This is a genomic window from Streptomyces scopuliridis (assembly GCF_042790125.1).
GTDB lineage: Bacteria > Actinomycetota > Actinomycetes > Streptomycetales > Streptomycetaceae > Streptomyces > Streptomyces scopuliridis_A.
In genome coordinates this window covers 178,697-201,725 of the sequence record NZ_JBHTZS010000012.1, presented here as the reverse complement: position 1 = coordinate 201,725, position 23,029 = coordinate 178,697, and the positions used below count along the sequence as shown (strand labels likewise).

The window sequence follows — 23,029 nt, the reverse complement described above, 5'->3', positions numbered from 1 at the left end:
GGCCGAGGATGTGCGCGAACCCGAATGGATCTATGCGTCCTGTCCCGCCGTATACCGGCCAACGCGGGGGCGATGACTGTGACTTCCCCTAATCCAGAACGTGCTATTTGCGCGCAGGACCCCCGTATCGGCCTACCGCTAGGCTCCGCTCAATGCGCTCCCCCAACCTCGTTCCCCTACGCCTGGGCGCGGCGCGGCGTCGCTATGGAGACGGCCGCCGCCGGCCTCTGACGCGTGGGAGCGGACGGGGCTGGTTCGTCGGTATCACGGCCGCCGCGGCGATCGTACTGGGCGTGGCCCTGGCCGGATACGCCTCCGACACGGGCGTCCGGGACGCGGGGGCGGCAGCAGATCTGCCGCCGCCGACGGCGGACCTGGTCCCGCTGGGGCCGGAGGAGACAGTCCTCGGAGATCCGCCCTCTCCGGCGCCGGAACCGTGCTCGCCCCCCGCCGGTGTCGTCCTCTCCTGGCACGGCGCCCCCGGGAGCCTGCCGCCCTCCACGGTCGGCCGTATCGCTCTGCCCGCTCTCCCCCGTACGTTCATCGACGGCTCGCCGTCCCGTGCCGGAACAGCGAGGACTCTGCCATGACCACCGCCCGCCCCCTCCTCGACGAGCCCGCCGGACCGCACATCCTGTTCGTGGAGGACGACGCGGTGATTCGCGACACCGTCCGGATCGCGCTCCAGCGTTATGGCTTCACCGTCTCCACCGCGGCCGACGGCCTCACCGGCCTCGAACTCTTCCGGAGCGCGCACCCGGATCTGCTGCTGCTCGATGTGATGCTGCCGGAACTCGACGGCATCGGACTGTGCCGGAAAATCAGGGAGTTCAGCCTCGCACCGATCCTCATGGTGACGGCGCGCGGCGACGACCTGGACATGATCTCCGGTCTTGAGGCGGGCGCCGACGACTATGTGGTCAAGCCGTGCGAGAGCGCGGTGCTCGTCGCGCGCATCCGGTCGCTGCTGCGCCGGGCCTCCTTCACGGCTGTCCGTGAGGAGCCCGTGCGCGAGGAGGGCGGGACGGCGCGTGCCGGTGCGGCGGACGGCCGGGGCGTCCTCGCCTTCGGCGACCTGACCGTCGACACCTGCGGCATGGAGGTACGGCGCGCGGGCGAGATCGTGGCGCTGACCCCCACGGAGCTGCGGCTGCTGCTCGTCTTCGCCGCCTCGCCCGGTGTCGTACTGGAGCGGCGGACGCTGCTGAGAAAAGTGTGGGACCACGCCTGGGACGGTGACACCCGGGTGGTCGACCTGCATGTGAAGCGGCTGCGCGCCAAGATCGATGCCGAGCGGATCGAGACCGTACGCGGCTTCGGATACAAGCTGCGGCGTTGACCATGCCCGAGCGTCGGCTGTCCCCTATTGCCTCCGGATTCCCGCCCTTTGCCTCCGGGTTCCCGCCGCGGTCCTTGCAGTGGCGCATCGCGGGGCTGGTGGCCGCGGCGACCTGTCTGGCCGTTGTCGTCCTGGTGGTGCTGGTCCACCGGGCCTCGCGCGCCTTCGAGTTGGAGCAGTCGCGCTCCGTCGCCATGCTCACGCTCGAACGGGCCGCCGTGTCCTACTCGCGTACGGGGCTGGTGAACGGTACGGGCGCCGAGCTGAACGCGGCCGGGGTGCCCGGTGAGCTGCGCGCGCTGGTGCTCCAGGGGCGGCACGGTACGCAGTACGCGGACGGACCCGACGGGCCCGCGATGTGGGCGGCACGCCCGGCCGGCCCCCGAATCCTGTCGGTGCGGCTCACCTTGAGCACCACACTGGGCAATCTGGCCGCGTTCAACAAGAGCATTCTGCGGGCGGGCCTGCTGACGACCGTGGTCGTCATGCCGCCCGTCTGTCTGGTCGCCCGCGGGATGAGCCGCAGACTGCGCACGGCCGCGGGCACCGCCCGGCGGATCGCGGCCGGTGATCTGGACGCCCGAATATCGGCGCGGCCCCGCCCGTTCGACGAGATAGCCGAGATCTCCGGTGCCGTCGACTCGATGGCGGCCTCCCTCCAGGCGCGGCTGCGCGGCGAGCAGCGCTTCACGGCCGATGTCGCCCATGAGCTGCGTACGCCGCTGATGGGCCTGATCACCGCCGCCGAACTCCTCCCGGACGGTGAGGCGGAGCGCTACGTACGGGACCGGGTGCGCGCGCTGTGCGCGCTGGTGGAGGACCTGCTGGAGATCTCCCGGCTGGACGCGGGCGTGGAGCGCGCGGATCCGCAGCACTGCGCGCTGGTGGAGCTGCTCGAAGAGGCCGTGGAGCGGGTCGCGGTCCCGGCGGCGGTGCGGGTCCGCGCGGCGACGGGCCCGGCGGACGTACGGGTGTGGACCGATCCCCGCAGGCTGGAGCGTATCGTCGCCAACCTCGTCGTCAACGCCTACCGGCACGGCCGGCCGCCGGTGACGGTCACGGTGGGGACGGACCCCGACACCGGCGTGCCGACCGTCTCCGTACGCGACAGCGGTCCCGGCTTCCCCGCCGGGCTGCTCGACGACGGCCCCCAGCGCTTCCGTACCGGCGCCCGCGAACGCGGTACGGGACACGGTCTCGGGCTGACCATCGCGCTCGGGCAGGCGCACGTCGTCGGCGCCACGCTGACGTTCGGCAACGCGCCGGACGGCGGGGGCGCCGTGGTCGTCATACGGCTGCCGCGCGGTCCGGCGGCGGAGCCCCCACCGGGCTGACACCGGCCTCCCGCCGGCGACGCGGACCGCACCGCGGGGCGGCCGGGTCGACGCGCGTTGCGCGGCGCTTGCGGTGCGGACCGTATACGTACACCTGCGTGCGTACGAGTCCGAGACCTCTACCTGGGGAAGGCCTACCGTGGATCTGCGCTACTGGCTGCCGCGCGCGGTGGATGTGGCTGAGCGATGGGGCGAGCGGTTCGGACCCTTCGAGGCGCATACGGCGCACCGGATCGACGACGAGGCGTTCGCCGGCGCGTTCGGCCTCTTCGCGAAGCGGATGGAGGACAACTACCCGTTCTTCCACCCGCGGTACGCCGGGCAGATGGTGAAGCCGCCGCATCCGGCGGCGGTGGTCGGCTATGTGACGGCGATGCTGTTCAACCCCAACAACCACGCGGCCGAGGGCGGCCCGGCGACGACCGACATGGAGCGCGAGTGTGTCGCCGCGCTGGCCGGGATGTTCGGGCTGGACGCGCATGTCGGCCATCTGACGACCAGCGGCACCATGGCGAACCTCGAAGCGCTCTATGTGGCCCGCCGGTCGCACCCGGACCGCGGGGTGGCCTACAGCGCGGAGTGCCACTACACGCATGAGCGGATGTGCGAGGTACTGGGCGTGCCGGGGCACCGGGTGCCGGTGGACGCGCACGGTCGCATCGACCTGGACGCCCTGGAGGGCCTGCTGAAGTCGGGCCGGATCGGCACGGTCGTGGTGACCACCGGCACGACGGGGCTGGGCGCCGTCGACCCGGTGCACGAGGTGCTGCCGCTGGCGCGGCGGTACGGGGCGCGGGTGCATGTGGACGCGGCGTACGGCGGCTTCTACGCCCTGCTCGGCCGCCCGGACGTGCCGGGAGGGATCGACCCGGCGCCGTGGCAGGCGGTCGCGGAGTGCGACTCGATCGTGGTGGACCCGCACAAGCACGGGCTTCAGCCCTACGGCTGTGGCGCGGTGCTGTTCCCCGATCCGCGCGCGGGCCGGCACTTCGCGCACGACTCGCCGTACACCTACTTCACGGACGCCGAGGTTCATCTCGGCGAGATCAGCCTGGAGTGCTCGCGGGCCGGCGCCGCCGCGGCGGGTCTGTGGCTGACGCTCCAGCTGCTCCCGCTGACCCCGGACGGTTTCGGGGCGATCCTCGCGGCCAACCGCCGGGCCGCTCTGCGGTGGGCGGATCTGCTGGAGGCGTCGGACGCCCTGGAGCTGTACCAGCGGCCGGATCTGGACATCGTGAACTACTTCCCGGTGACCCGTCCGGCGTCGCTGTCCGCGGTCGACGCGGCGTCGGGACAGCTGCTGAACAGCGCTATGACCGCTCCCGAGGAGCCGGTCTTCCTGAGTGTGCTGCGTACGGACGCCGAGGCGTTCGTACGCCGGCATCCGCGGATCGTCCGCGACGCCGACACGGCACGGGTAATGCGCAGTGTCCTGATCAAGCCGGAGGCCGAGCACTACCTCGACCGCCTGCACGCCCGGGTGGAGCAGCTCGCTGTCCAGCGGGAGACACGGTGAAGCACGGCCCCCGCACCGCCTTCCGGAGGGAACCGTTGTCCACGATCGAACGTCCGTCGCCCGGTGTTCTGTGCCGTACCGCCCGGCCGGACGCCGATGAGCTCGCCGCCCTGCTCGCCGAGGCCTTCCACGACGATCCGCTGACCCGGTGGATCGTCCCGGACCCCCGGCGCCGGGCGGCGCTGCTGCCCGGCCTCTTCCGTGTCTTCGTCGACGTCTCGCACGACTACGGCGGAGTGTCCGTGTCGCCGTGTGGTGACGCGGTGATGCTCTTCCTTCCACCGGGGGCCTCGGAGGAGGTCGACGCGCGCGGGGACGAGCTGGCGGACCGGTTCGCCGCGGCGCTGGGCGATCACGCCGAGGCACTGGCGACCATCGTCCGGCTCCAGGCGGAACACCATCCGGCCGGGCCCGCGCACTACTACGCGTCGTTCGCGGCCGTACGGGCCTCCCGGCGGCGGCACGGGCTGCTGTCCGGGCTGCTGCGGGAGCTGGTCGAACGCGCCGACCGGGAGGGGTACGGCGCGTACGCGGAGGCCAGTTCGCCCGGCGGCGAGGCGGTCAGCCGCCGGCTCGGCTTCGTGCCGTGCGGCGACGTCATCAGCCTGCCGGACAACGGTCCTTCGCTGCGGCCGCTGTGGCGGGACCCGCGGTGAGGGGCGACGAACGCATCCACTTCTGGACCGCGGCCGAGGTGGCGCGCGCGGAGGTGCCGCGGCGGCATCTGCCGTATCTGCGCGAGGTCCTGGAGTGGAGCAGCGAGTTCCTGGTGTCCGGCCATCCCGAGCTGGGCCGCAGCGGCCCGGTGTGCCCGTACACCCAGCCCTCGCTGCGCAAGCAGCTCTTCCATCTGGCGGTGCCCGCCGACGGCGTCGGCGCGGATCTGTCCTCGGCGGTCGGGTCCCTGCGTGCCTGGTACGAGCGGCTCGCGGCCGGTCTGGAGGAGGACGACCAGGAGCTGCTGACCCTGCTGCTGGTGCTGCCGCACTTCGACCGGACGGACTCGGCGGAGCTGGACGGGCTTCAGCGCGCGGCCAAGGACGCGTTCGTGGCCGACGGACTGATGATCGGGCAGTTCCATCCGGTGTGCGAGGAGCCGGGGCTGTGGAACTCCCTCTTCCGGCCGCTGCGGGCGCCGGTGCCGCTGCTGGCCGTCCGAAAGCTGCTCGTCTTCGACCTGCCGTTCCTGCTCGGCGACGACGTCCACATGGACCACTATCTGCGCCGGTTCGCCCCGGACATCCCCGCGCGGGTCCGCGGTCAACTGGTCAGCCGGATGGGGTGATTCAGCGGGCCTTCCCGCCCGCCCGGCCGGCGCCCGCGCTCCTCATGGGGGCCGGGCGCCGCGCGGCGTCCTGCGCGACGTACGCGCCGCTGTCCCGCCCGTCCGCCCGCTCAGCCGCCGTCGGCGGGCGAGGGATCGGCGAACACGCCGTGCAGCATGCCGGTCGCCTGCCCCACCTCCACCAGATAGCCGTCGGGATCTTGCAGATAGCAGCGCAGCTCGGCCTTGCGGTCGAGCGGCTCGGTCAGGAAGCGCGCGCCTTTGGCGGTGGCCTGTTCGTAGAACGCGGCCAGATCGGCGACCCGCACATTGAGGAACGACGAGACGGGGTCGCCGGGCTCGGGCGCGGTGAGGACGACCTCGGGTTTGTCCGGGGTCGGTCCGCCACCGGGGTTCATGATGATCCAGCCGTTGGCGATCTTCACGATGCCCGGGTTCTCCGCGAGCACCACCTCGCCGCCGAGGATGTCCGCGTAGAAGCGGCTGGAGACATGAACGTCGCGCACGGTCAGAAAGTGTGTCAGGACCAGCCCCTGGTCAGGGGCCGGCAGGTCCTCTCGCTTCACCATGGGTGTCGGTCCTCTTTTCGGCCCGCGGGGATTCCGGGCAGTCGCCTCCACCCTGCTGGCACCGGGGTACCCGGGCAACTCGGCGCCCGGACGCGTCCGGGCGTGGCCCTGCTGGAGCGGGGCATGAACGAATACCGCTCGGCCCGGGGACCGCGGTGACAACGTGGCCGCCTTCCGCATCGGCTCGTCCTGACAGATGATGACGTGCGGGCTGCCCACTTCAGTGCGGCACCGGTTGTTCCAGGAAGGGGTTCCCGATGGACGAAGCCGAGGTGATCGTGGTGGGGGCGGGGCCGGCGGGCTCGGCCGCCGCCTACCATCTGGCCGCGGCGGGGGTCGATGTCCTGCTGTTGGAGAAGACCCGCTTCCCCCGCGAGAAGGTGTGCGGCGACGGGCTGACTCCACGGGCGGTGCACCAGCTCATCCGGATGGGCATCGACATCAAGGCTCCGGGGTGGATGCGTTCACGCGGGATGCGATGGGTGGCAGGGGAGCACCGGGCGCATATCGACTGGCCCGCCCTGGGCGGCTATCCGGACTTCGGTCTCTCGCGCAGCCGGCACGATTTCGACGACATCCTGGCCCGGCGCGCGGTCGCCGCCGGAGCACGGCTGCGCGAGGGCGTGAAGGTGACGAGCCCGGTGACCGATCGCGCCGGCCGGGTGACGGGTGTCAGCGCGGCGGGAGCGGCGGCCGGAACACGGGACGGGGCGCCGGCCGGGACCGGTGAGCCCGCGGTCTACCGCGCGCCCATCGTCATCGCCGCCGACGGCGCCTCGGCCCGACTCGCCCTCGCCATGGGCCTGCAACGGGACCCGAAGCGACAGATCGCGACGGCAGCCCGCCGTTACTACCGCAGCGCGGAACGCACCCAGGACGATTATCTGGAGCTGTGGGCCGATCTGCGTTATCCGGGGAACGATCACTACCTGCCCGGCTACGGCTGGATCTTCCCGATGGGCGACGGCCGGGTCAATGTCGGTCTCGGCGCGCTGCCTCACCGGCGGCACGGGAGCGCCGACCTGCGGGCCACGCTGGACCATTGGCTCGCCCGTACCCCCCACGCGTGGGGGCTGCGTGAGGAGAACGCCGAAGGCCCCGTCAGAAGCGCGGCCCTGCCGCTGGGCTTCAACCGTCATCCGCTGTACACACGCGGGCTCCTGCTGGTCGGCGACTCCGGGGGCATGATCAGCCCCTGGAACGGCGAGGGCATCGCGCAGGCCATGGAAGCCGGCGAGGTCGCGGCCGAGAGGGTCGCCCTCGCTCTGGCCCTTCCCGCGGGGCCGAGGCGTGAGCACGTGCTGCTCGACTACCCCGTCGAGATGAACCGCCGCTGGGGGCGCTACTACCGTCTCGGCAATGCCGCCGCCGACCTCGTCTTCAGCCGCTCGGGCTTCCAGCCGGTCCTCAACCGCTATGTCATGGGCTCGCCTTTTCTGCTCAAGGCCCTGGCCCGGCTGCTCTCCAACCTCACCGACAAGCCCTCGCGGGACGTTACCGACCACCTGCTCAACACCGTCGTCCGCCTGGTCCCGGCACCGTCCGTGCGACGCCGCTGAGGACGGGGCCGTCCACGACACCGGAGCGATGGGTTCCGGCCGGCCGCGTCCGGCGTCGCCGCTCGTGCGATGCTGAAGCGCGGGCGGCAGCGCGGACCGCGGCGAGGACGACCACGCGGAACTCGACGGGAGAACAGGAGAGTCCGGCAGCGTGAGGGCAGGGACACGACGGGCCGGGACCGGTATCTGGGATCGCCTCGCGGCGTCGGACCCGGGTCTGCTGCGGCTGATGGCGGGGCTGCGGACGGTCGCGGCGATCGCGCTCACCCTCCTCGTCCTCGCCCTGCTCGGCACCGGCGTCACGTACCTGGTCGCGGGCGCGATGACGGCGATGGTCTCCACCTTCGCGATCAAGGAGAAGCAGGTACGCGGCCAGGCGGTCACGCTCGCGCTCGGCCTGCCGGTCGCGCTCGCCGCGATGTCCCTGGGAGCGGTGCTCAGTACCCGGATCATCACGGGCGACGCGCTCTTCATCGTCCTGATCTTCGCCGCCGTCTACAGCCGCAGATTCGGCGAACGCGGTACGGCCCTGGGCCTGATCGGCTTTCAGATCTACTTTGTCGCCCTGTTCGTGGGCGCCCGCCCCGCCGGTCTCCCCGTGCTGTGGACGACCTTGGCCGTCGCGTTCGCGTGCAGCGCGATCGTACGGTTCGCCGTCGTTCCGGAGACGCCCCAGCACGTACTGAAACGGCTGCGCGACGCCTTCCGGGCGCGGCTCGCACAGGTCGTGTCCAGTCAGATCGAGCTGCTGGACGCCGGCCCCGAGCAGTTGGACAAGGTCCTCGACGAGCTGCGGCGGCGCACCGCCCGGCTGCACGAGGCGGCTCTCATGATCCAGAGCCGGCTGGAGGAGGGTACGCGCGACGCGGCCACGGCGGCGCTGCTGCAACGCCGCGTCGCGGACGCCGAGATCGCCACGGAGCGGCTGGGCGTACTGCTGCTGAACGCCCGCAGCGCCGAGCGCGCGGACACCCTCACGCTGCATCTGCCGAACGCGCCCGTGCCGGCCACGGGGAAGCTGGTGACGGCCGCCGGCGGTGACGTGATCGGGACGCTGCGCCGGGACCTGAACGCGCTGCACCTGCTGGTGACCCGGGCGGGCTCCGGCGACCGCGGCACCGCGGTGGCGCACGTACGGAACAGGCTGCTCGGCTACCGCGACGAGGAGCGGCTGCCGCGCGCCTCGGACGCCGTCCAGGACGTCTTCCGCGGGATCGGTGAGGCCGCCCGCGCCGTCCTCGGTCTGCGGCTCGCGCTGGACGGGCCGCAGGACGAGTCCAACGACTCGCCGGCGACCACGCGTTCACGCGAGGAGTTCGACGCCGAGGACGTCTCGCTCACCGGTCCCGAGGAGCCCGAGGAGGCGGGCCGCACCGGTCTTCAGCGCCCCACCACCCGGGCCGCGTTCCAGGTCTCGGTGGGGTCCGTCCTGGCCATCGTCGGCGGTGAGTTCCTCTCCACGCAGCGCTGGTACTGGGCGGTGCTGACCTGCTGGGTGGTCTTCCTCAACACCGCGTCCACGGGCGAGATCCTGGTCAAGGGGTACCGGAGGGTGCTCGGTACGGTCCTCGGGGTGGTCGCCGGTGTCGTGCTGGCGGGGCTGGTCGGCCACCACACCTGGCTGGCGTTCACGCTGGTCCTGGTCTTCGTCTTCGCCATGTTCTTCACGGCGCCGCTGTCGTACGCGCTCATGTCCTTCTTCGTCACGGCGGCGCTGGGACTGCTCTACACGCTGCTGAACAAGTACAGCTTCGCCGTGCTGGTCCTGCGTATCGAGGAGACGGCGCTCGGCGCCGCCTGCGGCATCATCGCGGCCGTACTGGTACTGCCGGTGCACACCGACCGCCGCACCGACGAATTGCTGGGCACGGTCCTGGAGCGGCTGTGCGATGTGGTGTCGGCGGCGGTGGCACAGCTCAGCGGCGGCCCCACGTCCGACCTGCTGAGCAAGGCGCGGGATCTGGACACCGCGCTGGACGATCTGCGTGACTCCACCAAGCCGTTGACGCATCCGTTCTCCCCGCTGCGGGTCCGGCGCCAGACCGTCCGCTATCTGGTGGCGCTGCTGGAGACCTGCGCCTACCACGCCCGTTCCCTGGCGGCGACGGCCGAGTTGGTACCGCACAGCAGAACCGTCACGGCCGACCCGCGGCTGGGGCGGGCGGGCCGCCGTATCGCCCACAACATCGACGTGATCGCCGCGCGCGTCAAGGACGGGGGAGCCGAGGGTGAGGTCGAGTCCGGTGCGAGCATCGCCTCCATGCTCAGGACCGACGCCTCCGGCGCGCCGCCCTCGGACACGGTGACCGCGCGCGTACTGCGCCATCTGCAACGCCTCGACGAAGGCGTGGTGGGCCTCGCGCGCCCCCTCGGCGTACCGGTCGCCGACCGTACGGAACGCAAGCCCGCGCGCGGCTGACGGCGAGCATCGCTGACGGGCGGCGCCGCTGACGGCACATGGCCGCGCCCCGCCCGATGTGGCGCTCGGGCGGGGCGGGGTCGAAGCCACCGCGTGCGTACGGCGTCATGGGGCGTCAGCCGAGGGCGAGGCGGGGATCCACGTTCCTCACGTGCCCGCGGCCGAGGAGGCAGGCAGGCCGGTCATGCCGTCGGCCGTCCGGCCCACGATCGTCACGCGACAGCGGCCCGCCCTCGCCCGTGCAGCAGCAGATACATCCGCTGCGCGGACTCCTCCCGGCCCATCTCGAATCGCTTGGCCACCTTGCCGATCGGGTTCCAGATCCTCCCGTCGGGCATCCGTACGCCCGTCGGCTGACCGAAGAGTTTCCGCTGCTCGGCGTCGAAGTCCACCCACACCGCGCCGGCTCGCCGGACCAGCACCTCCCCCACGTAGGCGCCGAGCCAGAACAGTTCCGCCGAAACGGTTCTTCTGTCGGTCGTGGCGTTGCGCAACCCGTCGACGACGCGGTCCACCACGCGCAGGCTCGCCACGGAGTAGTCCAGTGGCAGCCGGTTCCTCGCGGTCACCCGCCGCACGAACTCGGCCACGCCCGACCGCATCTCCCCCGCTGTCGGTAACCGTCTCCCGTCCTCACCCGGAACCACAGCAACTCCCCTCCCACGCCGCCGCGTCCGGCCACCGTGACGGCGCCCGGAAAGGGGGATCGCCCCCTCACGGAACCAAGCGGAGGCCGACCCGAGAACGTCACACGCGTCGACGCGGGCCGGCGGTCACGGCCGGGGCGGCCGAGGAGGGGACGGGATGGACGGGGCGGCCGGAGGCGCGTCTACGTACGGTGGGCGCCTACGGCAAGCCCGGCATCCGGCACCCGGACCTCGCCCGCCGCGTTCGCGTCGCGGCGTACGAGGAGCGTGCCGATCACGCAGGCGACGCCCACCAGGACGAAGCCGTACCACGGGGTCGCGCCGGAGGGATGGGTCTCGTACACGAGCGCCGCCGACAGCACGGTCAGCACCGTGGCGGTGCGGCCGTACGGCGCGGTGGCGGCGATCACCGTCATGCCCCACAGCAGGTACCAGGGCTGCACCATCGGCGAGAGGGCGACCAGGGCCAGCAGAGCCAGGCCGAGGGCATGCACCGGATCCATGGCGCGCGCGGTGTCCGGGGCGTGGGCGGAGTCCGCGGCACGGGCTGCGGCCGAGCCGTGAGCCAGGTCCGGGCGCCCGCGCACCGTCCGCCACGCCAGATACGCGATCAGTACGAACGCCGCCCCCAGCCCCAGGTTCTGGACGGCGGCCTTGACCGGGGCCGGGTCGGTTCCGGCCAGCAGGCGCAGCAGCTCGCCGAGGCCGAGACCGAGGTCGCTGGTGGCCGACAGCGCGGTGTGTATGGTGCCCGCGACGCTCTGGGTCCCGAGCCAGCCGAATCCGGTGCCGCCGAGCAGCGCCGCCGCGACGGCGACCGCCACCGCGACCAGGCCGGGCGCCACACCCTTGGCCACCCGCCGTACGAGCGGGCCGGTCGCCGCCCTGCCCACGGCCACGCCGATGAACAGCAGCGCCATCGCCGCCGGGGACTTGACCATCATGGCGAGCCCGACGAGCGCGCCCCCCGCGATCCACCTGCCGCGCATGGCCAGCGCCACGCCCGCCAGCATGAGACCGATCATCAGCCCGTCGTTGTGCATGCCGCCGATCACATGCATGAGCAGCAGCGGATTGAGCACCCCGAGCCACAGCGCGCCGCTCCCGCTCGTGCCGCGCTCCCGCGCGAGACGCCGCACAGCCCACACGATCAGCACCAGCGCGCCCACGGCGATGAGACGCATCCCCAGTACGGCGGGGACGATCGTCCCGCCCGTCATCCAGGTCACACCGCGCGCGAGGATCAGGAAGAACGGACCGTACGGCGCGGGAGAGTCGGTCCAGTTCCCCCCGACGCTGGCGGCGGCGTCGCCGCCGAGCCCGGCGGGGTCGAGGACGGACGGCCCCGCGCTGTAGACGTCGTGTCCTTCGAGGACCATCGCGCCCTGGGCGATGTAGCTGTACACGTCGGCGCTGTAGAGCGGCGGCGCCAGCGCGAGCGGGGCCGCCCACCAGGCAAGAGTCACGAGCGTGTGGCGCGTGGAGGCCCCGGTCCTGCCGTACCGCCACCAGGCGACGACGAGCAGCGTCAGCCCGACGTAGGCCAGCACCTCGCCCGCCACGGTCACCACGGACCCATGCGGCACCCAGAGCCCCCACGGGTCACGCGCCGGCAGCGTACCGGCGACCCAGCCGCCCCCAGCGACCGCGACGGACCCCGCCACCCCCAGCCGACGGTACCCGCCGGCGCTCAATGCCCACATGACCAGCCAACCTATCGAACGACCAGGCCGACCGGGTGCCGGGGAGACGGTCCGCGACCGGCCCCCCGGCCGGCCGCCCGACAGCCCGGACACTTCTGAACAGTGAGCGGATACGACGTCAGCGCACTATCCGGCCCCGCAGAATCACGCGCATCGGGCGCCCGAGGGCCGCCGGCTCCGCGACGGGGTCCCGGTCGTACGCGACGAGATCGGCGGGCGCTCCGTCGATCAGACCGGGCAGCCCCAGCCAGTACCGTGCCGTCCACGACGCGGCCCCGAGCGCTTCTTCAGCCGGCATCCCCGCCCGCAGCAGCCATCGGGACTCCGTGGCGACCGTGCCGCACGGAAAGGTGTCCGTTCCGGCGAGGACGGTGACGCCGGCCTCGTGCGCCAGCCGTACGTTGTCGATCATCCCGTGCCAGCCGTCGAGCCAGTCCGAGCGCCGTGCGCCGGCTTCGCGCCCCCGCCAGACCTCGGCGCTCTCCGCGAACGCGGAGAGGGTCGGTACGTACGCCGTGCCCTGCCCCGCCATCAGGTCCAAGAGCTGCGGATCGAGGTGCATCCCGTGTTCGAGGCTGTCGGCTCCGGCCAGGACGGCGTTTCGCGAGCCCTCGCTCGTCTGGCAGTGCACGGCGACCCGTCCACCAACGGCATGCACCGCGTCCACCGTCGCCTTCAGCACATCCAGCGGTACGGCAGGCTCATCCCATCGCCAGTCACCAATGACCTTGCACCAGCCCGATGCGGCCGTGGCCTCCTCGACCGCTGCCGCCGCCAGTTCGTCCTCACCGATGGCCCGCCCTGCCCCGGGGAAGAAGCGGCCGGGCGTGGCCAGCCACTGCCCCGCCGAACGGACACGCGGCATTTCGGTGCCGGTGTCGATCCAGCCAGGCATCCGCTCCGCGGTTCCCGGTGTCCGCACCAACAGCACGCCTGCGTCCCGGTGCTCAGACAAGTGCTGTCGCAACAGCGCCTCGTCAAAAGCGTCGTCCGGACTCTCGGCCCCCGGATGCGTATGGACGTCGACAAGACCCGGCAGGAGCCATCCGCCGTCCACCACCGTCTCCACCCGCTTCGCTGCCGCGCCGGCGGGCGGCTCGGTCCGCAGTCGCTCGCCGTCGACCCAGAAGGTGCGCTCCTCGCGCTCGGGAAGCACGACACCACGTATACGCATGATCACGGCCACGAACCTACGCGATGCCGCCAGGCCTCGTCTTCGTACCGTGTCTCGCTGTGTATTCGGCGGCGAGCCAGGGCCCCAAGTCGTCGATGAGCGTGCGGAGTACGGACGGATCGGCCGAGGGGGTGCGGCCGGTGGTCGCGGCGAGGCGCATGGGGGCGGCGCGCTCGGGGTAGTAGCGGCCGAAGAGTTCGGCGGACTCGTTGAGGTCACTGGTCCAGCCGCCCCAGCGGGGCATGATCAACGTGAAACCCGTGCGCACGATACGGCGGGCGACGACGCGGCTGAGGGTCAGGCGTTCGGTGTCCGTGGTGGCCTCGGCGGCCCGGGGGCGCCAGCGTCGCAGGGCGAGGGCGAGGTCGCCGTTGGTTTCGCGGGCGAGCAGGGTGGTGGGGCGGTAGCGGGGCAGCCGTTCGGCGAGGTCGGGACCGAGCAGTGGGGTGCACAGGCAGGCGACGAAGAACCCGGCGTCATGGCGTTCGAGGTCGCTGAGCAGAGCGCCTGTGCTGGTCAGCAGGATGCCGGCACCATCGATCTGGGGGAACGCGTCGTCGAGTGCGGCCTCGATCGCTTCGGCGTCGGTGTGGTCGGCTTCGGTGGGCTCGTGGTGGAGGGCGAGTTGCAGGTCGAGGTCGGAGACCCCGGGGGTGGCCGTGCCGCGCGGGATGCTGCCGTAGAGGTACGCGCTGTGCAGCCGCGCGCTGCCGAAGGTGTCGGCGATACGCGTGCGGGCGGCGTCGACAACGGGCGTGAATGCCGCTGTCACCCGGTCCAGAGAGCCTTCGCGCGCGATCGTCCCGTCGTCGTCCAGCCCTCGTGCGTTCATGGAGTCACTGTGCCTTGTGTCGCCGCGCGCCGCAGAGCGCATTAACGGATGGGACGATCTACGGCCTACCGTGCTCGCGGTGATACCGAAGGGGGCGCTATGACCACGACACCGGACGGCCCATTGCCTGTAGAGGCTCCGGCGACCGCACGCCGGCGAAGACGGAAGCGCGATGGCCTTCGGTCGGCATGGAAGTTCCTCAGGGAACTGGTCGAGGAATTCGTCGGGGACACCATCCTTGAGATGGCCATACAGGCGCTGAGCTGCCTGCTTCTCGTGGGAGTTGTTCTCGGAGTGCTCTGGGGCTGGCGTCAGAGTCCCGAACTCACGCTCGGGGCAGTCGCCGTACTGCTGATCGGCGCCGTCGCCGCGATCGCGGCCTGGCGCCACCCCGGACCGCTGCGGGCGCGGCGGATGGGGGCGACGCTGCTGACCGTACTTCTGGTTCTGGCCGTCTGGTTCTTCCTGTACGGCAGCAACTGCGGGTGCGTCTGATCCCGTACCGACGCCGGGGGCTACACCGCCACCGGTTCCCGCTCCGGCTTGGTCTCGGCCCGGGGCGCCGTCTTGGCTTCCGTCCTGGCCTTCGCGGGGCTCTCCGCGGGGCTCGCCGCCGGGGCGGTCTCTGCCGTCTCCGCGGCGCCGTCCGGCTCCTCGGCACCGCTCGCGCCGCCCTCGACGAGGCTGAGGAAGCCTCGGATCGCCTCGACCGACAGCCCGAGTTCCTCGGAGGCGCCCTGCTCGCTCCCGAAGACCTCGACCGCTTCCGCCACGGCCTCGGCCAACTCCGCTTCGGCCTTGCGCAGTTTCGCCTCGGCCTTGTCGATGGTGTCGACGACCGCCAGCTGCCGCCGCTGCTTCTCCTGGAGTCGCTGCTTGCGGGACGGGCTCTTCTCGGGGGTCTGCGAAGTCATAACCAAGATCATAAACCGACCGTCGGCCCTGCCGGAAATCCCCAACTGACTTTCGGCGAACGGGCGTTCCTCTGCGCGCGGGGGCCGCGACGGGCGGGTGCCTCGCGTCTCCCCCCGTCGCCACCGTCGGCCCAGAAACCCGGACCGGCGCGGCCGTAATCACCCCCGTAGCGGCGTGCCACGGGGGCGCGGGAGGCAATTCGTCCTCACCCGTGAGCCGATGGCCCATCCCCCTCGGCAGAGCCCGTCACACAGCCCGCGACAGCATCGAGTCACCCCACCTGACCAGCGGTTCCTTCTCTGCCGGACCTACGATCGAGGCCGACTGAGGGAAGGGGTTCCGATGGACCGGAACATCCGTACGGTGGACGACGTACTCAGGCTCCTTGACGGCCTGTTCGCGCCGGAGGCCGACCGCTGGACGGCCGGCGCGGCGCCCTGGTGGGACGGTTTCTACGCGGACCGCTCCAAGCCGGTGCCGTTCTTCGTGGCGAAGCCGGACGAGAGCCTGGCCTCCTCGCTCGACCGCGGACTGATCACCACGGGCCGCGCGCTCGACCTGGGCTGCGGACCAGGGCGGAACGCGCTCCATCTCGCCTCGCTGGGCTTCGAGGTGGACGCCGTCGACCTCTCTCCGACGGCCATCGCCTGGGCCGAGGACCGCGCTCGGGAGGCGGGGGCCAACGTCGCGTTCCACTGTGGTGACGTCTTCGACCTCGCCGACACCGCACTCGGCGGACCGTACGATCTGATCTACGACTCCGGCTGTTTCCACCACCTGCCGCCGCACCGCCGCATCAGCTATCTCGCCCTCCTCGACCGCGCGCTCGCACCCGGTGGCCATTTCGCCCTCACCTGCTTCGCGGCCGGCGAGATGGGGTCCGAACTCCCCGACGCCGACTTCTACCGCCAGTCCCGTCTCCATGGCGGCCTCGCGTACACGGCGGAGTCTCTGCGCTGGATCTTCTCCGACCTGACGGAGGTCGAACTGCGGCGTATGCGCGACGAGCCACCCGAGTCGTCCCGCTTCGGCGAACCCTTCCTCTGGACGGCTCTGTTCCGTCGCGCCGCCCGGCCCTAGACGAGCAAGTCCGAAGGCCGAAGACCGAAGGCCGCCGGCCCCCGACGCCTCCGGTTACTCCCACACCACGATGTTGCGTCGTACCGGCACCGTGCCCGAGTCCGTCGCGAAGAGTTCCGGTGAGCGTGCCCTGATGCGCTCGACGTCGTCGAAGACCGCCCGCAGGTGGGTGCGCATGGCCGTACGGGCCTGGGGGATGTCGCCGGCCAGCACCGCGTCGAGGATTTCGACGTGCTGGGCGGCGAAACCCGAGGAGGTGGCGGTGTCGTAGAGGCCGAGGCGGCGCGCGCGGTCGAGGTGGCCCTTGGCGGAGACCACGGTCGCCCAGGCGCTGCCGTGGCCGCTCAGACGCAGAAGGGTCTGGTGGAACGCCTCGTCCAGTTCGAAGAAGTCCTCCAGGCCGAGACCGGGCCGCTGCTGCTCCTCCAGGTTGCGCCGCAATTCGTCGACCAGTTCCGGGTCGAGCTCGGCGGGGAGGCCGGGGAGGTCTTCGAGTGAGGCCAGTTCCACGGCCTCCCTGAGGAACTGCGCGTCGGCCACTTTGGCCGGGTCGACACGCGAGACGAAGGATCCCACCTGCGGGAAGACCTGGACGAGGCCCTCCTCGGACAGCAGGATCAGACTCTCCCGGACCGGCGTACGGCTCACGCCGAGGGACGCGGCGAGTTCGTTCTCCGACAGGGCCGTCCCCGGGGGGAACTCAAGAGTCAGAACCTTGCGGCGCAACGTCGCGTAGACGGCGCGGCGGCTGGTCCGCTGCCGGTTCGATCGAGGCATGCGCTCATCGTATCGGGGTGGTGTCACGGCCCACGCCCTCCTGTTCGAGATGCCCCCGCTGACCTGCGGCGCAGCGCGCTCCCGGGCGCCCGGACCCCGCCGTATCGACCAAGGCACCGGCTCTGCTCAGGCCCTGCTCAAGCCCCGCTCGGGCCCCGGTCCAGCCCGGCTCAGCTCCCGCTCGGGTCCGCCGCAGGTCCCCGCCCGAACGCCGCACAGTCGGTGCCACACAAGTATTGCATCGCTTCACGACCGATGCTTGTATACCAGTCGTGCCGATCAGTGGCGATCTCGCGCGCCCCTCTCCGCCGGCGCCGTACGGATCGCCCGAAGGAGTGGACCTGTGAGCAAGATCAAACGCGTAGAGGTGTTCGTCGCCTCCCCGGGACGGACCTTCGTCACCCTGCGCATCACGACGTCGGACGGTGTGACCGGCCTCGGTGACGCCACACTGAACGGCCGCGAGCTGGCCGTCGCGAGCTATCTGCGGGACCACCTCGTTCCGCTGCTGATCGGCAAGGACCCGGCGCGTATCGAGGACATGTGGCAGTACCTGTACCGCGGTGCGTACTGGCGCCGCGGCCCGGTGACGATGACCGCGATCGCCGCCGTCGACACGGCCCTGTGGGACATCAAGGGAAAGGTCGCCGGCCTGCCGGTCTACCAGCTGCTCGGCGGTCGCTCACGCGACGGCGTCATGGTCTACTCGCACGCCAGCGGTACGGACGTCCCGTCCCTGCTCGACGACGTCGAACGGTTCCTGGACCTCGGCTACAAGGCGGTACGCGCGCAGGCCGCCGTTCCGGACGTCGGCGGCAGTTACGGGGTCCGCAAGGGCAAGGTGTACGAGCCGGCCGCCACCTCGCTGCCCGACGAGCAGCCCTGGGACACCGAGGCGTATCTGCGGTTCGCGCCGGGCTATCTGGAGGCCGTGCGCGAGCGCTTCGGCTTCGGATTCCATCTGCTCCACGACATACACCACCGGCTCACCCCCATCGAGGCGGCCCGCTTCGGCAAGAGCGTCGAGGACAGCAGGCTGTTCTGGATGGAGGATCCGACGCCCGCCGAGAACCAGGAGGCGTTCCGGCTCATCCGTCAGCACACGACGACACCGATCGCGGTGGGCGAGGTGCTGACCTCGATCTGGGACGTGCAGCACCTGATCACCGAGCAGCTCATCGATTACGTACGCACCACCGTCGTCCACGCCGGCGGGATCACCCACCTGCGCCGGATCTTCGACCTCGCCGCCCTCTACCAGGTACGGACCGGCTCGCACGGCGCGACGGACCTCTCACCGGTCTCGCTCGCCGCCGCCGTGCATGTGGACATCACCGTCCCGAACTTCGGCATCCAGGAGTACATGGGGCACGCGGACGAGACCGCGGAGGTCTTCCGCAGCGGGGTGACCTTCGCGGACGGCATGCTGCATCCGTCGGAGGAGCCCGGCCTCGGCGTCGCGTACGACGAGAAGGCTGCGGAGCGATTCCCGTACCAGGCGCGCTATCTGCCGGTCGCGCGGCGCCTCGACGGGTCGGTGCATGACTGGTGAGCGACATGACTCCGCCCCCACCGGACACCGCGCGGCACACTCCGGACACCGCGCGGCACACGTCGGACACAACGCGGCACACGTCGGACACGACGGGGCACTCGGCGGACACCGGGTCGGCGCCGCTGGGACGTGCCTCGCTCGGCCTGATCGCGCCCGAGCTGCGCCCGGCCGTCGATCCCCGCGAACTCCGCCCCCGTATCGTCCACTTCGGCCTGGGGGCGTTCCACCGGGCGCACCAGGCCGTCTACACCGAGCACGCCTCGGCCCGCTCCGGCGAGCCGTGGGGGATCGCCGCGGTCGCTCCGCGCTCGGCGCGCGTGGTGGCGGCGATGCGCGCGCAGGACTGCCTCTACTCGGTGACGGAACGCCGCCCGGACGGGCCCGCCACCCGCGTGGTGGGGTCTGTCGTCGAGGCGCTCGGCATGGGTCCCGACGCGGAGCGGGTCGACGCGCTGCTCGCCTCTCCGGAGGTCGCGGTGCTGACGTCGACGGTCACCGAGAAGGGGCATCATCGCCGCCCCGGCACCGGTGAACTCGACACCCGGGCACCGGAGATCGCCGCGGATCTGGCGGCGCGGGAGTCCGGGGACCTCACCACGGCCGTCGGGCGGATCGCCGCCGGACTCGCCGCGCGGATGCGCTCCTGCGGCGCCCCGGTCACCGTCGTGTCCTGCGACAACATGGCCGCGAACGGCGCCGCGCTCGCCACGGTCGTCCGCGGCTTCGTCGAGGCGTCCTCCTGGCCCGACCGGCGGGCCGTACTCGACTGGATGGCCGCCTCGGTCGCCTTCCCCTCTACGGTCGTCGACCGGATCGTGCCCGCGACGACCGGCGCGGACGAGCACACCGCCCATGCCGCGCTCGGCGTACGCGACGCCGTGCCGGTCGTCGGCGAACCGTACCGGCAGTGGGTTCTGGAGGACTCCTTCGCCGGGCCACGGCCGCCCTGGGAAGCCGGCGGCGCGCTGTTCGTCCCGGACGTCGTGCCGTACCAGCTCACGAAGTTGCGGCTCCTCAACGGAGCGCACTCCGCCCTCGCCTATCTCGGCGCCGCGGCGGGACACACGACCGTCGCCGACGTCCTGGCGGCCGACTGGGGCGAACGGCTCGTACGGGCCCTCTGCTCGGAGGCCGGGCCGACCCTGCCCGCCGGCGGCCCCGATCCGGCGGCCTACGCGGACGATCTCGTCGAGCGGTTCCGCAACCCCGGTATGCGGCATCTGCTCCAGCAGATCGGCTCCGACGGATCGTTGAAGATCCCGGAACGGTGGTTCGACGTGCTGCGCACGGCCCGGTCGCGTACGCCGGTCCTCGAACTGGCGCTGGCCGCATGGGCGAACGCCACCCGCTCCGCCGCGGACGGCGGCCAGCTGTTCGGTACGACGGACCCCGCCGCGGCGGCCCTCGCCACCTGCTGGCAGGGCACGACGAGTCTCCAGAACACGGTCCGACGGCTGCTCAGGACGCTGGGGGCGATGGACCTGGCCGAGGACGACACGCTCGTCTCCGGCGTCGCGGCCCGGCTCCCCGCGCTGCGCGCCGGCCACATCGATTTCTGACCTCACGCACAAGGCGGCACCGAACAGCAGCACATGCGGAGCACCGCACAACACCGCACACCCAACGCACCGGCACACCTACAAGCACGGCCCTGAACAACGGAGTTCCACCATGACGGACACCACGCGTACGGAGCCCACGGGCCCCGCCACGCGCACCACGCGCGATCTCACCAGAGCCGCCGTTTCCGGCTGGCTCGGTACGGCCATGGAGTTCATGGACTTCCAGCTCTACTCGCTGGCCGCCGCCATCGTCTTCAACAAGATCTTCTTCCCCGATGTCAGCCCGGCCATCGGGCTGATCGCCGCCATGGCGACCTACGGCGTCGGATACGTGGCCCGGCTCGCCGGAGCCGTCTACTTCGGTCGGATGGGCGACCGGATCGGGCGCAAGAAGGTGCTCTTCCTGACCATTCTGCTGATGGGCGCGTCGACCACACTCATCGGTGCGCTGCCCACCTACGCGACGATCGGCATCCTCGCCCCGATCCTGCTGGTCGTTCTGCGGCTCGTCCAGGGCTTCGGGGCCGGCGCCGAGATCGCCGGGGCCACCGTCATGCTCGCCGAGTACGCCCCCACCAGGCGCCGGGGTCTGGTCGCGTCGCTGGTGTCGCTCGGCACCAACTCCGGCACCCTGGCCGCGTCGGGGCTGTGGGCGATCCTGCTCGCCGTGCTCAGCGACGAGCAGCTGCTCGCGTGGGGCTGGCGTCTGCCGTTCCTGCTGAGCTTCGCGCTCATGATCTTCGCGGTCTGGCTGCGCCGGAACCTCAAGGAGAGCCCGGTCTTCGAGGAGCGGCCGGACGTCGTGGACGGCGTCGCGATGTCCCGTACGGAGGTCGAATCGGCCCTGTCCGAATCAGCCCTGACCGCATCAACCCTGTCTGAATCAACCCTTTCCGCATCGGCCGTGACCGCATCGGCCCGCGCCACGTCCTCCCCGGAGAAGAAGCGGGCGAGCGTCCTGGAGGCCGGGATCCGGCAGCGCAAGGGCAAGGCGTTCTTCCTCGCCCTCGGCCTGAGGTTCGGTCAGGCGGGCAACTCGGGACTGATCCAGACCTTCCTCGTCGGCTACATCGCCACGAACCTGCACGCCGACCGGGCCGTCCCGACCGACGCGATCGTCTACGGCTCGCTGCTCGGCTTCGCCACCGTGCCGCTGATCGGCCTGCTCGGGGACCGCTTCGGCCGCCGCCCGATGTATGTCGCGCTCACGCTGCTGACCATGGCCTTCGCCTTCCCGATGATGCTGCTGATCACCTCCGGCAGTACGCCCGCGCTGATGCTCGGCATGGTCCTCGGGCTCAATGTCGGTGTCCTGGGCCTGTTCTCGCTGGAGAGCGTCACGATGGCCGAACTGTTCGGCTCCCGCACGCGCTTCACCCAGCTCGCCCTGTCCAAGGAGATCGGCGGCATCCTCGCCACCGCCGTCGGCCCGGTCATCGCGGCGTCGCTCACCGCCGTCACCGGCAGCTGGTGGCCGATCGCCGCGATGCTCGTCGTCTACTCGCTCATCACCCTGGTCTCCGCGTTCCTCGCCCCCGAGACCCGCGGGCGCGATCTGGTGCGGCTGGAGGACGCGGTATGAGGGCGGTCGTCGTCCATGGCCCGCGCGATCTGCGGATCGACGAACGCACCCGTCCGGTGCCGGGCGCGGGAGAAGTCCTCGTCGCCATGGAGTGGGGCGGAATCTGCGGGTCCGATGTCGCGTACTGGAAACACGGTGCCTCCGGAACCGCCGCGCTCAGGCACCCGCTGGTGCTCGGACACGAGGTGGCCGGCCGGATCGCCGGACTCGGCACGGGCGTCAGCGGTCTCGTGGAGGGGCGGCCGGTGACCGTCCACCCGGCGGAGCCTGTCGGGGACGAACGGCTGCCCGACCGGATCGCCGGCCGTACGAACCTCCACCGGCGCATCCGGTACTTCGGGTCGGCGGCCTTCGACCCGCACACCGACGGCGGGTTCAGCGAGTACCGCGTGGTCCGTGCGGCGCAGATACGGCAGTTGCCCGACGGGGTGACCACGGAACACGGCGCCCTCGCCGAACCCCTCGCCGTGGCCCTGCACGCCGTACACCGCGCCGGAGACCTGCGGGGCAGGACCGTGCTGGTCAATGGCGCGGGCCCGATCGGAGCGCTGGTCGTGGCGGCGGCGAAGCACCGCGGGGCCGCCGCCGTGATCGCGTCGGACATCTCCGAGACGTCGCTCGCCGTCGCCCGCGCGATGGGCGCGGACCGGACGGTCGACGTCTCCGCGGGCGCCGGGCTTCCCGAGGACATCGAGGTCTCCTTCGACGCCTCGGGAGCCCCGGCCGCCCTGGGGCCGGTCCTGCGGGCGACGGCGCGCGGCGGCACCCTCGTACAGGTCGGCAACCTGCCGGGCTCGGCCGTACCCGCGGTCCTCGGGGACCTGGTGACGAGGGAGATCACCTGGATCGGCTCGTACCGTTTCGTCGAGGAGATCGACGAGGCGCTGCTCGCGATGCGGGACGGACTGGACGTGTCCCCCGTCATCAGCCACCGCTTCGGCCTCGACCGGGCGGACGAGGCGCTGGCCGTCGCCGCCGCGAGCGGAAGCAGCAAGGTCATGCTGCGGCTGGGCGGCGCGGAACCGGGAGAGTGAGCGGACCCTTTACCGGTCGCGTCGGTGCACGCCGGCAGCAGCCGGCACGGCCGCGGCCGGTGCCCACACCGCGTAGACGGTCCACGCTCCGGACGTCGTCCACGGCAGGCGGCGCCGATTCGCCGCCGGGAGCGTACGGCGTGGAGA

Annotated in this window: 21 protein-coding genes; 14 read left to right on the top strand and 7 right to left on the bottom strand. The window is 71.7% G+C overall.

Going from position 1 to position 23,029, the window contains the following annotated elements; all coding sequences use genetic code 11:
• Positions 1 to 152 precede the first annotated feature (152 nt).
• The 6 genes from ACFRKB_RS20605 (at position 153) to ACFRKB_RS20580 (ending at position 5,474) form a co-directional block, all read left to right on the top strand.
• The gene (locus tag ACFRKB_RS20605; protein WP_383107572.1) at positions 153 to 590 is read left to right on the top strand and encodes a hypothetical protein; all 438 of its coding nucleotides are present in this window, start codon (positions 153 to 155) and stop codon (positions 588 to 590) included.
• Positions 587 to 1,339, top strand: a complete 753-nt coding sequence (cseB, locus tag ACFRKB_RS20600; RefSeq protein ID WP_383107571.1) for a two-component system response regulator CseB — start codon at positions 587 to 589, stop codon at positions 1,337 to 1,339. The genes ACFRKB_RS20605 and cseB overlap by 4 nt, the downstream gene beginning before the upstream one ends.
• A gap of 74 nt (positions 1,340 to 1,413) precedes the next feature.
• Positions 1,414 to 2,673, top strand: a complete 1,260-nt coding sequence (locus tag ACFRKB_RS20595; RefSeq protein ID WP_383107569.1) for a sensor histidine kinase — start codon at positions 1,414 to 1,416, stop codon at positions 2,671 to 2,673.
• 139 nt (positions 2,674 to 2,812) lie between these two features.
• Positions 2,813 to 4,189, top strand: a complete 1,377-nt coding sequence (locus ACFRKB_RS20590) for a pyridoxal phosphate-dependent decarboxylase family protein (RefSeq protein WP_383107567.1) — start codon at positions 2,813 to 2,815, stop codon at positions 4,187 to 4,189.
• 35 nt (positions 4,190 to 4,224) lie between these two features.
• A complete protein-coding gene (locus ACFRKB_RS20585) occupies positions 4,225 to 4,845 on the top strand; it encodes a GNAT family N-acetyltransferase (protein WP_383107566.1) in 621 nt (206 codons plus the stop codon).
• Positions 4,842 to 5,474: a DUF6875 domain-containing protein gene (locus tag ACFRKB_RS20580; protein WP_383107564.1), complete on the top strand. Its 633-nt coding sequence runs from the start codon at positions 4,842 to 4,844 to the stop codon at positions 5,472 to 5,474. Before ACFRKB_RS20585 ends, ACFRKB_RS20580 begins: the two co-directional genes overlap by 4 nt.
• A gap of 110 nt (positions 5,475 to 5,584) precedes the next feature.
• Here the strand turns inward: ACFRKB_RS20580 and ACFRKB_RS20575 are convergent, their stop codons facing one another.
• Complete coding sequence (locus ACFRKB_RS20575) at positions 5,585 to 6,043, bottom strand: VOC family protein (protein ID WP_383107562.1); 459 nt, start codon at positions 6,041 to 6,043, stop codon at positions 5,585 to 5,587.
• 257 nt (positions 6,044 to 6,300) lie between these two features.
• Between ACFRKB_RS20575 and ACFRKB_RS20570 the strand changes: the two genes are divergently transcribed.
• Entirely contained in the window at positions 6,301 to 7,602 is a 1,302-nt protein-coding gene (locus ACFRKB_RS20570) for a geranylgeranyl reductase family protein (RefSeq protein WP_383107560.1), read from the top strand.
• Between the two features lie 229 nt (positions 7,603 to 7,831).
• On the top strand, positions 7,832 to 10,021 hold the full coding sequence (locus ACFRKB_RS20565; protein ID WP_383107643.1) for an FUSC family protein: 2,190 nt from the start codon (positions 7,832 to 7,834) through the stop codon (positions 10,019 to 10,021).
• 212 nt (positions 10,022 to 10,233) lie between these two features.
• On the opposite strand, the gene ACFRKB_RS20560 is transcribed toward ACFRKB_RS20565, so the two are convergent.
• From ACFRKB_RS20560 to ACFRKB_RS20545, 4 genes are all read right to left on the bottom strand, one after another.
• Positions 10,234 to 10,623, bottom strand: a complete 390-nt coding sequence (locus tag ACFRKB_RS20560) for a hypothetical protein (protein ID WP_365974909.1) — start codon at positions 10,621 to 10,623, stop codon at positions 10,234 to 10,236.
• Between the two features lie 227 nt (positions 10,624 to 10,850).
• On the bottom strand, positions 10,851 to 12,371 hold the full coding sequence (gene mptB / locus ACFRKB_RS20555) for a polyprenol phosphomannose-dependent alpha 1,6 mannosyltransferase MptB (RefSeq protein WP_383107559.1): 1,521 nt from the start codon (positions 12,369 to 12,371) through the stop codon (positions 10,851 to 10,853).
• A gap of 118 nt (positions 12,372 to 12,489) precedes the next feature.
• A complete protein-coding gene (locus ACFRKB_RS20550) occupies positions 12,490 to 13,545 on the bottom strand; it encodes an amidohydrolase family protein (RefSeq protein WP_383107641.1) in 1,056 nt (351 codons plus the stop codon).
• A gap of 16 nt (positions 13,546 to 13,561) precedes the next feature.
• Entirely contained in the window at positions 13,562 to 14,377 is an 816-nt protein-coding gene (locus ACFRKB_RS20545) for a nucleotidyltransferase (RefSeq protein ID WP_383107557.1), read from the bottom strand.
• Between the two features lie 99 nt (positions 14,378 to 14,476).
• Between ACFRKB_RS20545 and ACFRKB_RS20540 the strand changes: the two genes are divergently transcribed.
• The gene (locus ACFRKB_RS20540; protein WP_383107556.1) at positions 14,477 to 14,872 is read left to right on the top strand and encodes a hypothetical protein; all 396 of its coding nucleotides are present in this window, start codon (positions 14,477 to 14,479) and stop codon (positions 14,870 to 14,872) included.
• Between the two features lie 20 nt (positions 14,873 to 14,892).
• Here the strand turns inward: ACFRKB_RS20540 and ACFRKB_RS20535 are convergent, their stop codons facing one another.
• A complete protein-coding gene (locus ACFRKB_RS20535; protein WP_383107554.1) occupies positions 14,893 to 15,291 on the bottom strand; it encodes a hypothetical protein in 399 nt (132 codons plus the stop codon).
• Positions 15,292 to 15,634: 343 nt separating this feature from the next.
• Here ACFRKB_RS20535 and ACFRKB_RS20530 point away from each other — a divergent pair, with 343 nt between their 5' ends.
• On the top strand, positions 15,635 to 16,372 hold the full coding sequence (locus ACFRKB_RS20530) for a class I SAM-dependent methyltransferase (protein ID WP_383107552.1): 738 nt from the start codon (positions 15,635 to 15,637) through the stop codon (positions 16,370 to 16,372).
• Between the two features lie 54 nt (positions 16,373 to 16,426).
• Here the strand turns inward: ACFRKB_RS20530 and ACFRKB_RS20525 are convergent, their stop codons facing one another.
• Positions 16,427 to 17,149 (bottom strand): GntR family transcriptional regulator, encoded by a 723-nt coding sequence (locus tag ACFRKB_RS20525; RefSeq protein ID WP_383107551.1) that lies wholly within the window; start codon positions 17,147 to 17,149, stop codon positions 16,427 to 16,429.
• A gap of 343 nt (positions 17,150 to 17,492) precedes the next feature.
• Here ACFRKB_RS20525 and manD point away from each other — a divergent pair, with 343 nt between their 5' ends.
• The 4 genes from manD (at position 17,493) to ACFRKB_RS20505 (ending at position 22,882) form a co-directional block, all read left to right on the top strand.
• Positions 17,493 to 18,701 carry a D-mannonate dehydratase ManD gene (gene manD, locus ACFRKB_RS20520; RefSeq protein ID WP_383107549.1) on the top strand — a complete coding sequence of 403 codons (1,209 nt, stop codon included), beginning with the start codon at positions 17,493 to 17,495 and terminating at the stop codon, positions 18,699 to 18,701.
• Positions 18,702 to 18,706: 5 nt separating this feature from the next.
• Positions 18,707 to 20,263 (top strand): mannitol dehydrogenase family protein, encoded by a 1,557-nt coding sequence (locus ACFRKB_RS20515; RefSeq protein ID WP_383107547.1) that lies wholly within the window; start codon positions 18,707 to 18,709, stop codon positions 20,261 to 20,263.
• A gap of 112 nt (positions 20,264 to 20,375) precedes the next feature.
• Entirely contained in the window at positions 20,376 to 21,848 is a 1,473-nt protein-coding gene (locus ACFRKB_RS20510) for an MFS transporter (RefSeq protein ID WP_383107546.1), read from the top strand.
• Positions 21,845 to 22,882, top strand: coding sequence for an L-idonate 5-dehydrogenase (locus ACFRKB_RS20505; protein WP_383107544.1), 1,038 nt, complete (start codon positions 21,845 to 21,847; stop codon positions 22,880 to 22,882). Before ACFRKB_RS20510 ends, ACFRKB_RS20505 begins: the two co-directional genes overlap by 4 nt.
• Positions 22,883 to 23,029 lie beyond the last annotated feature (147 nt).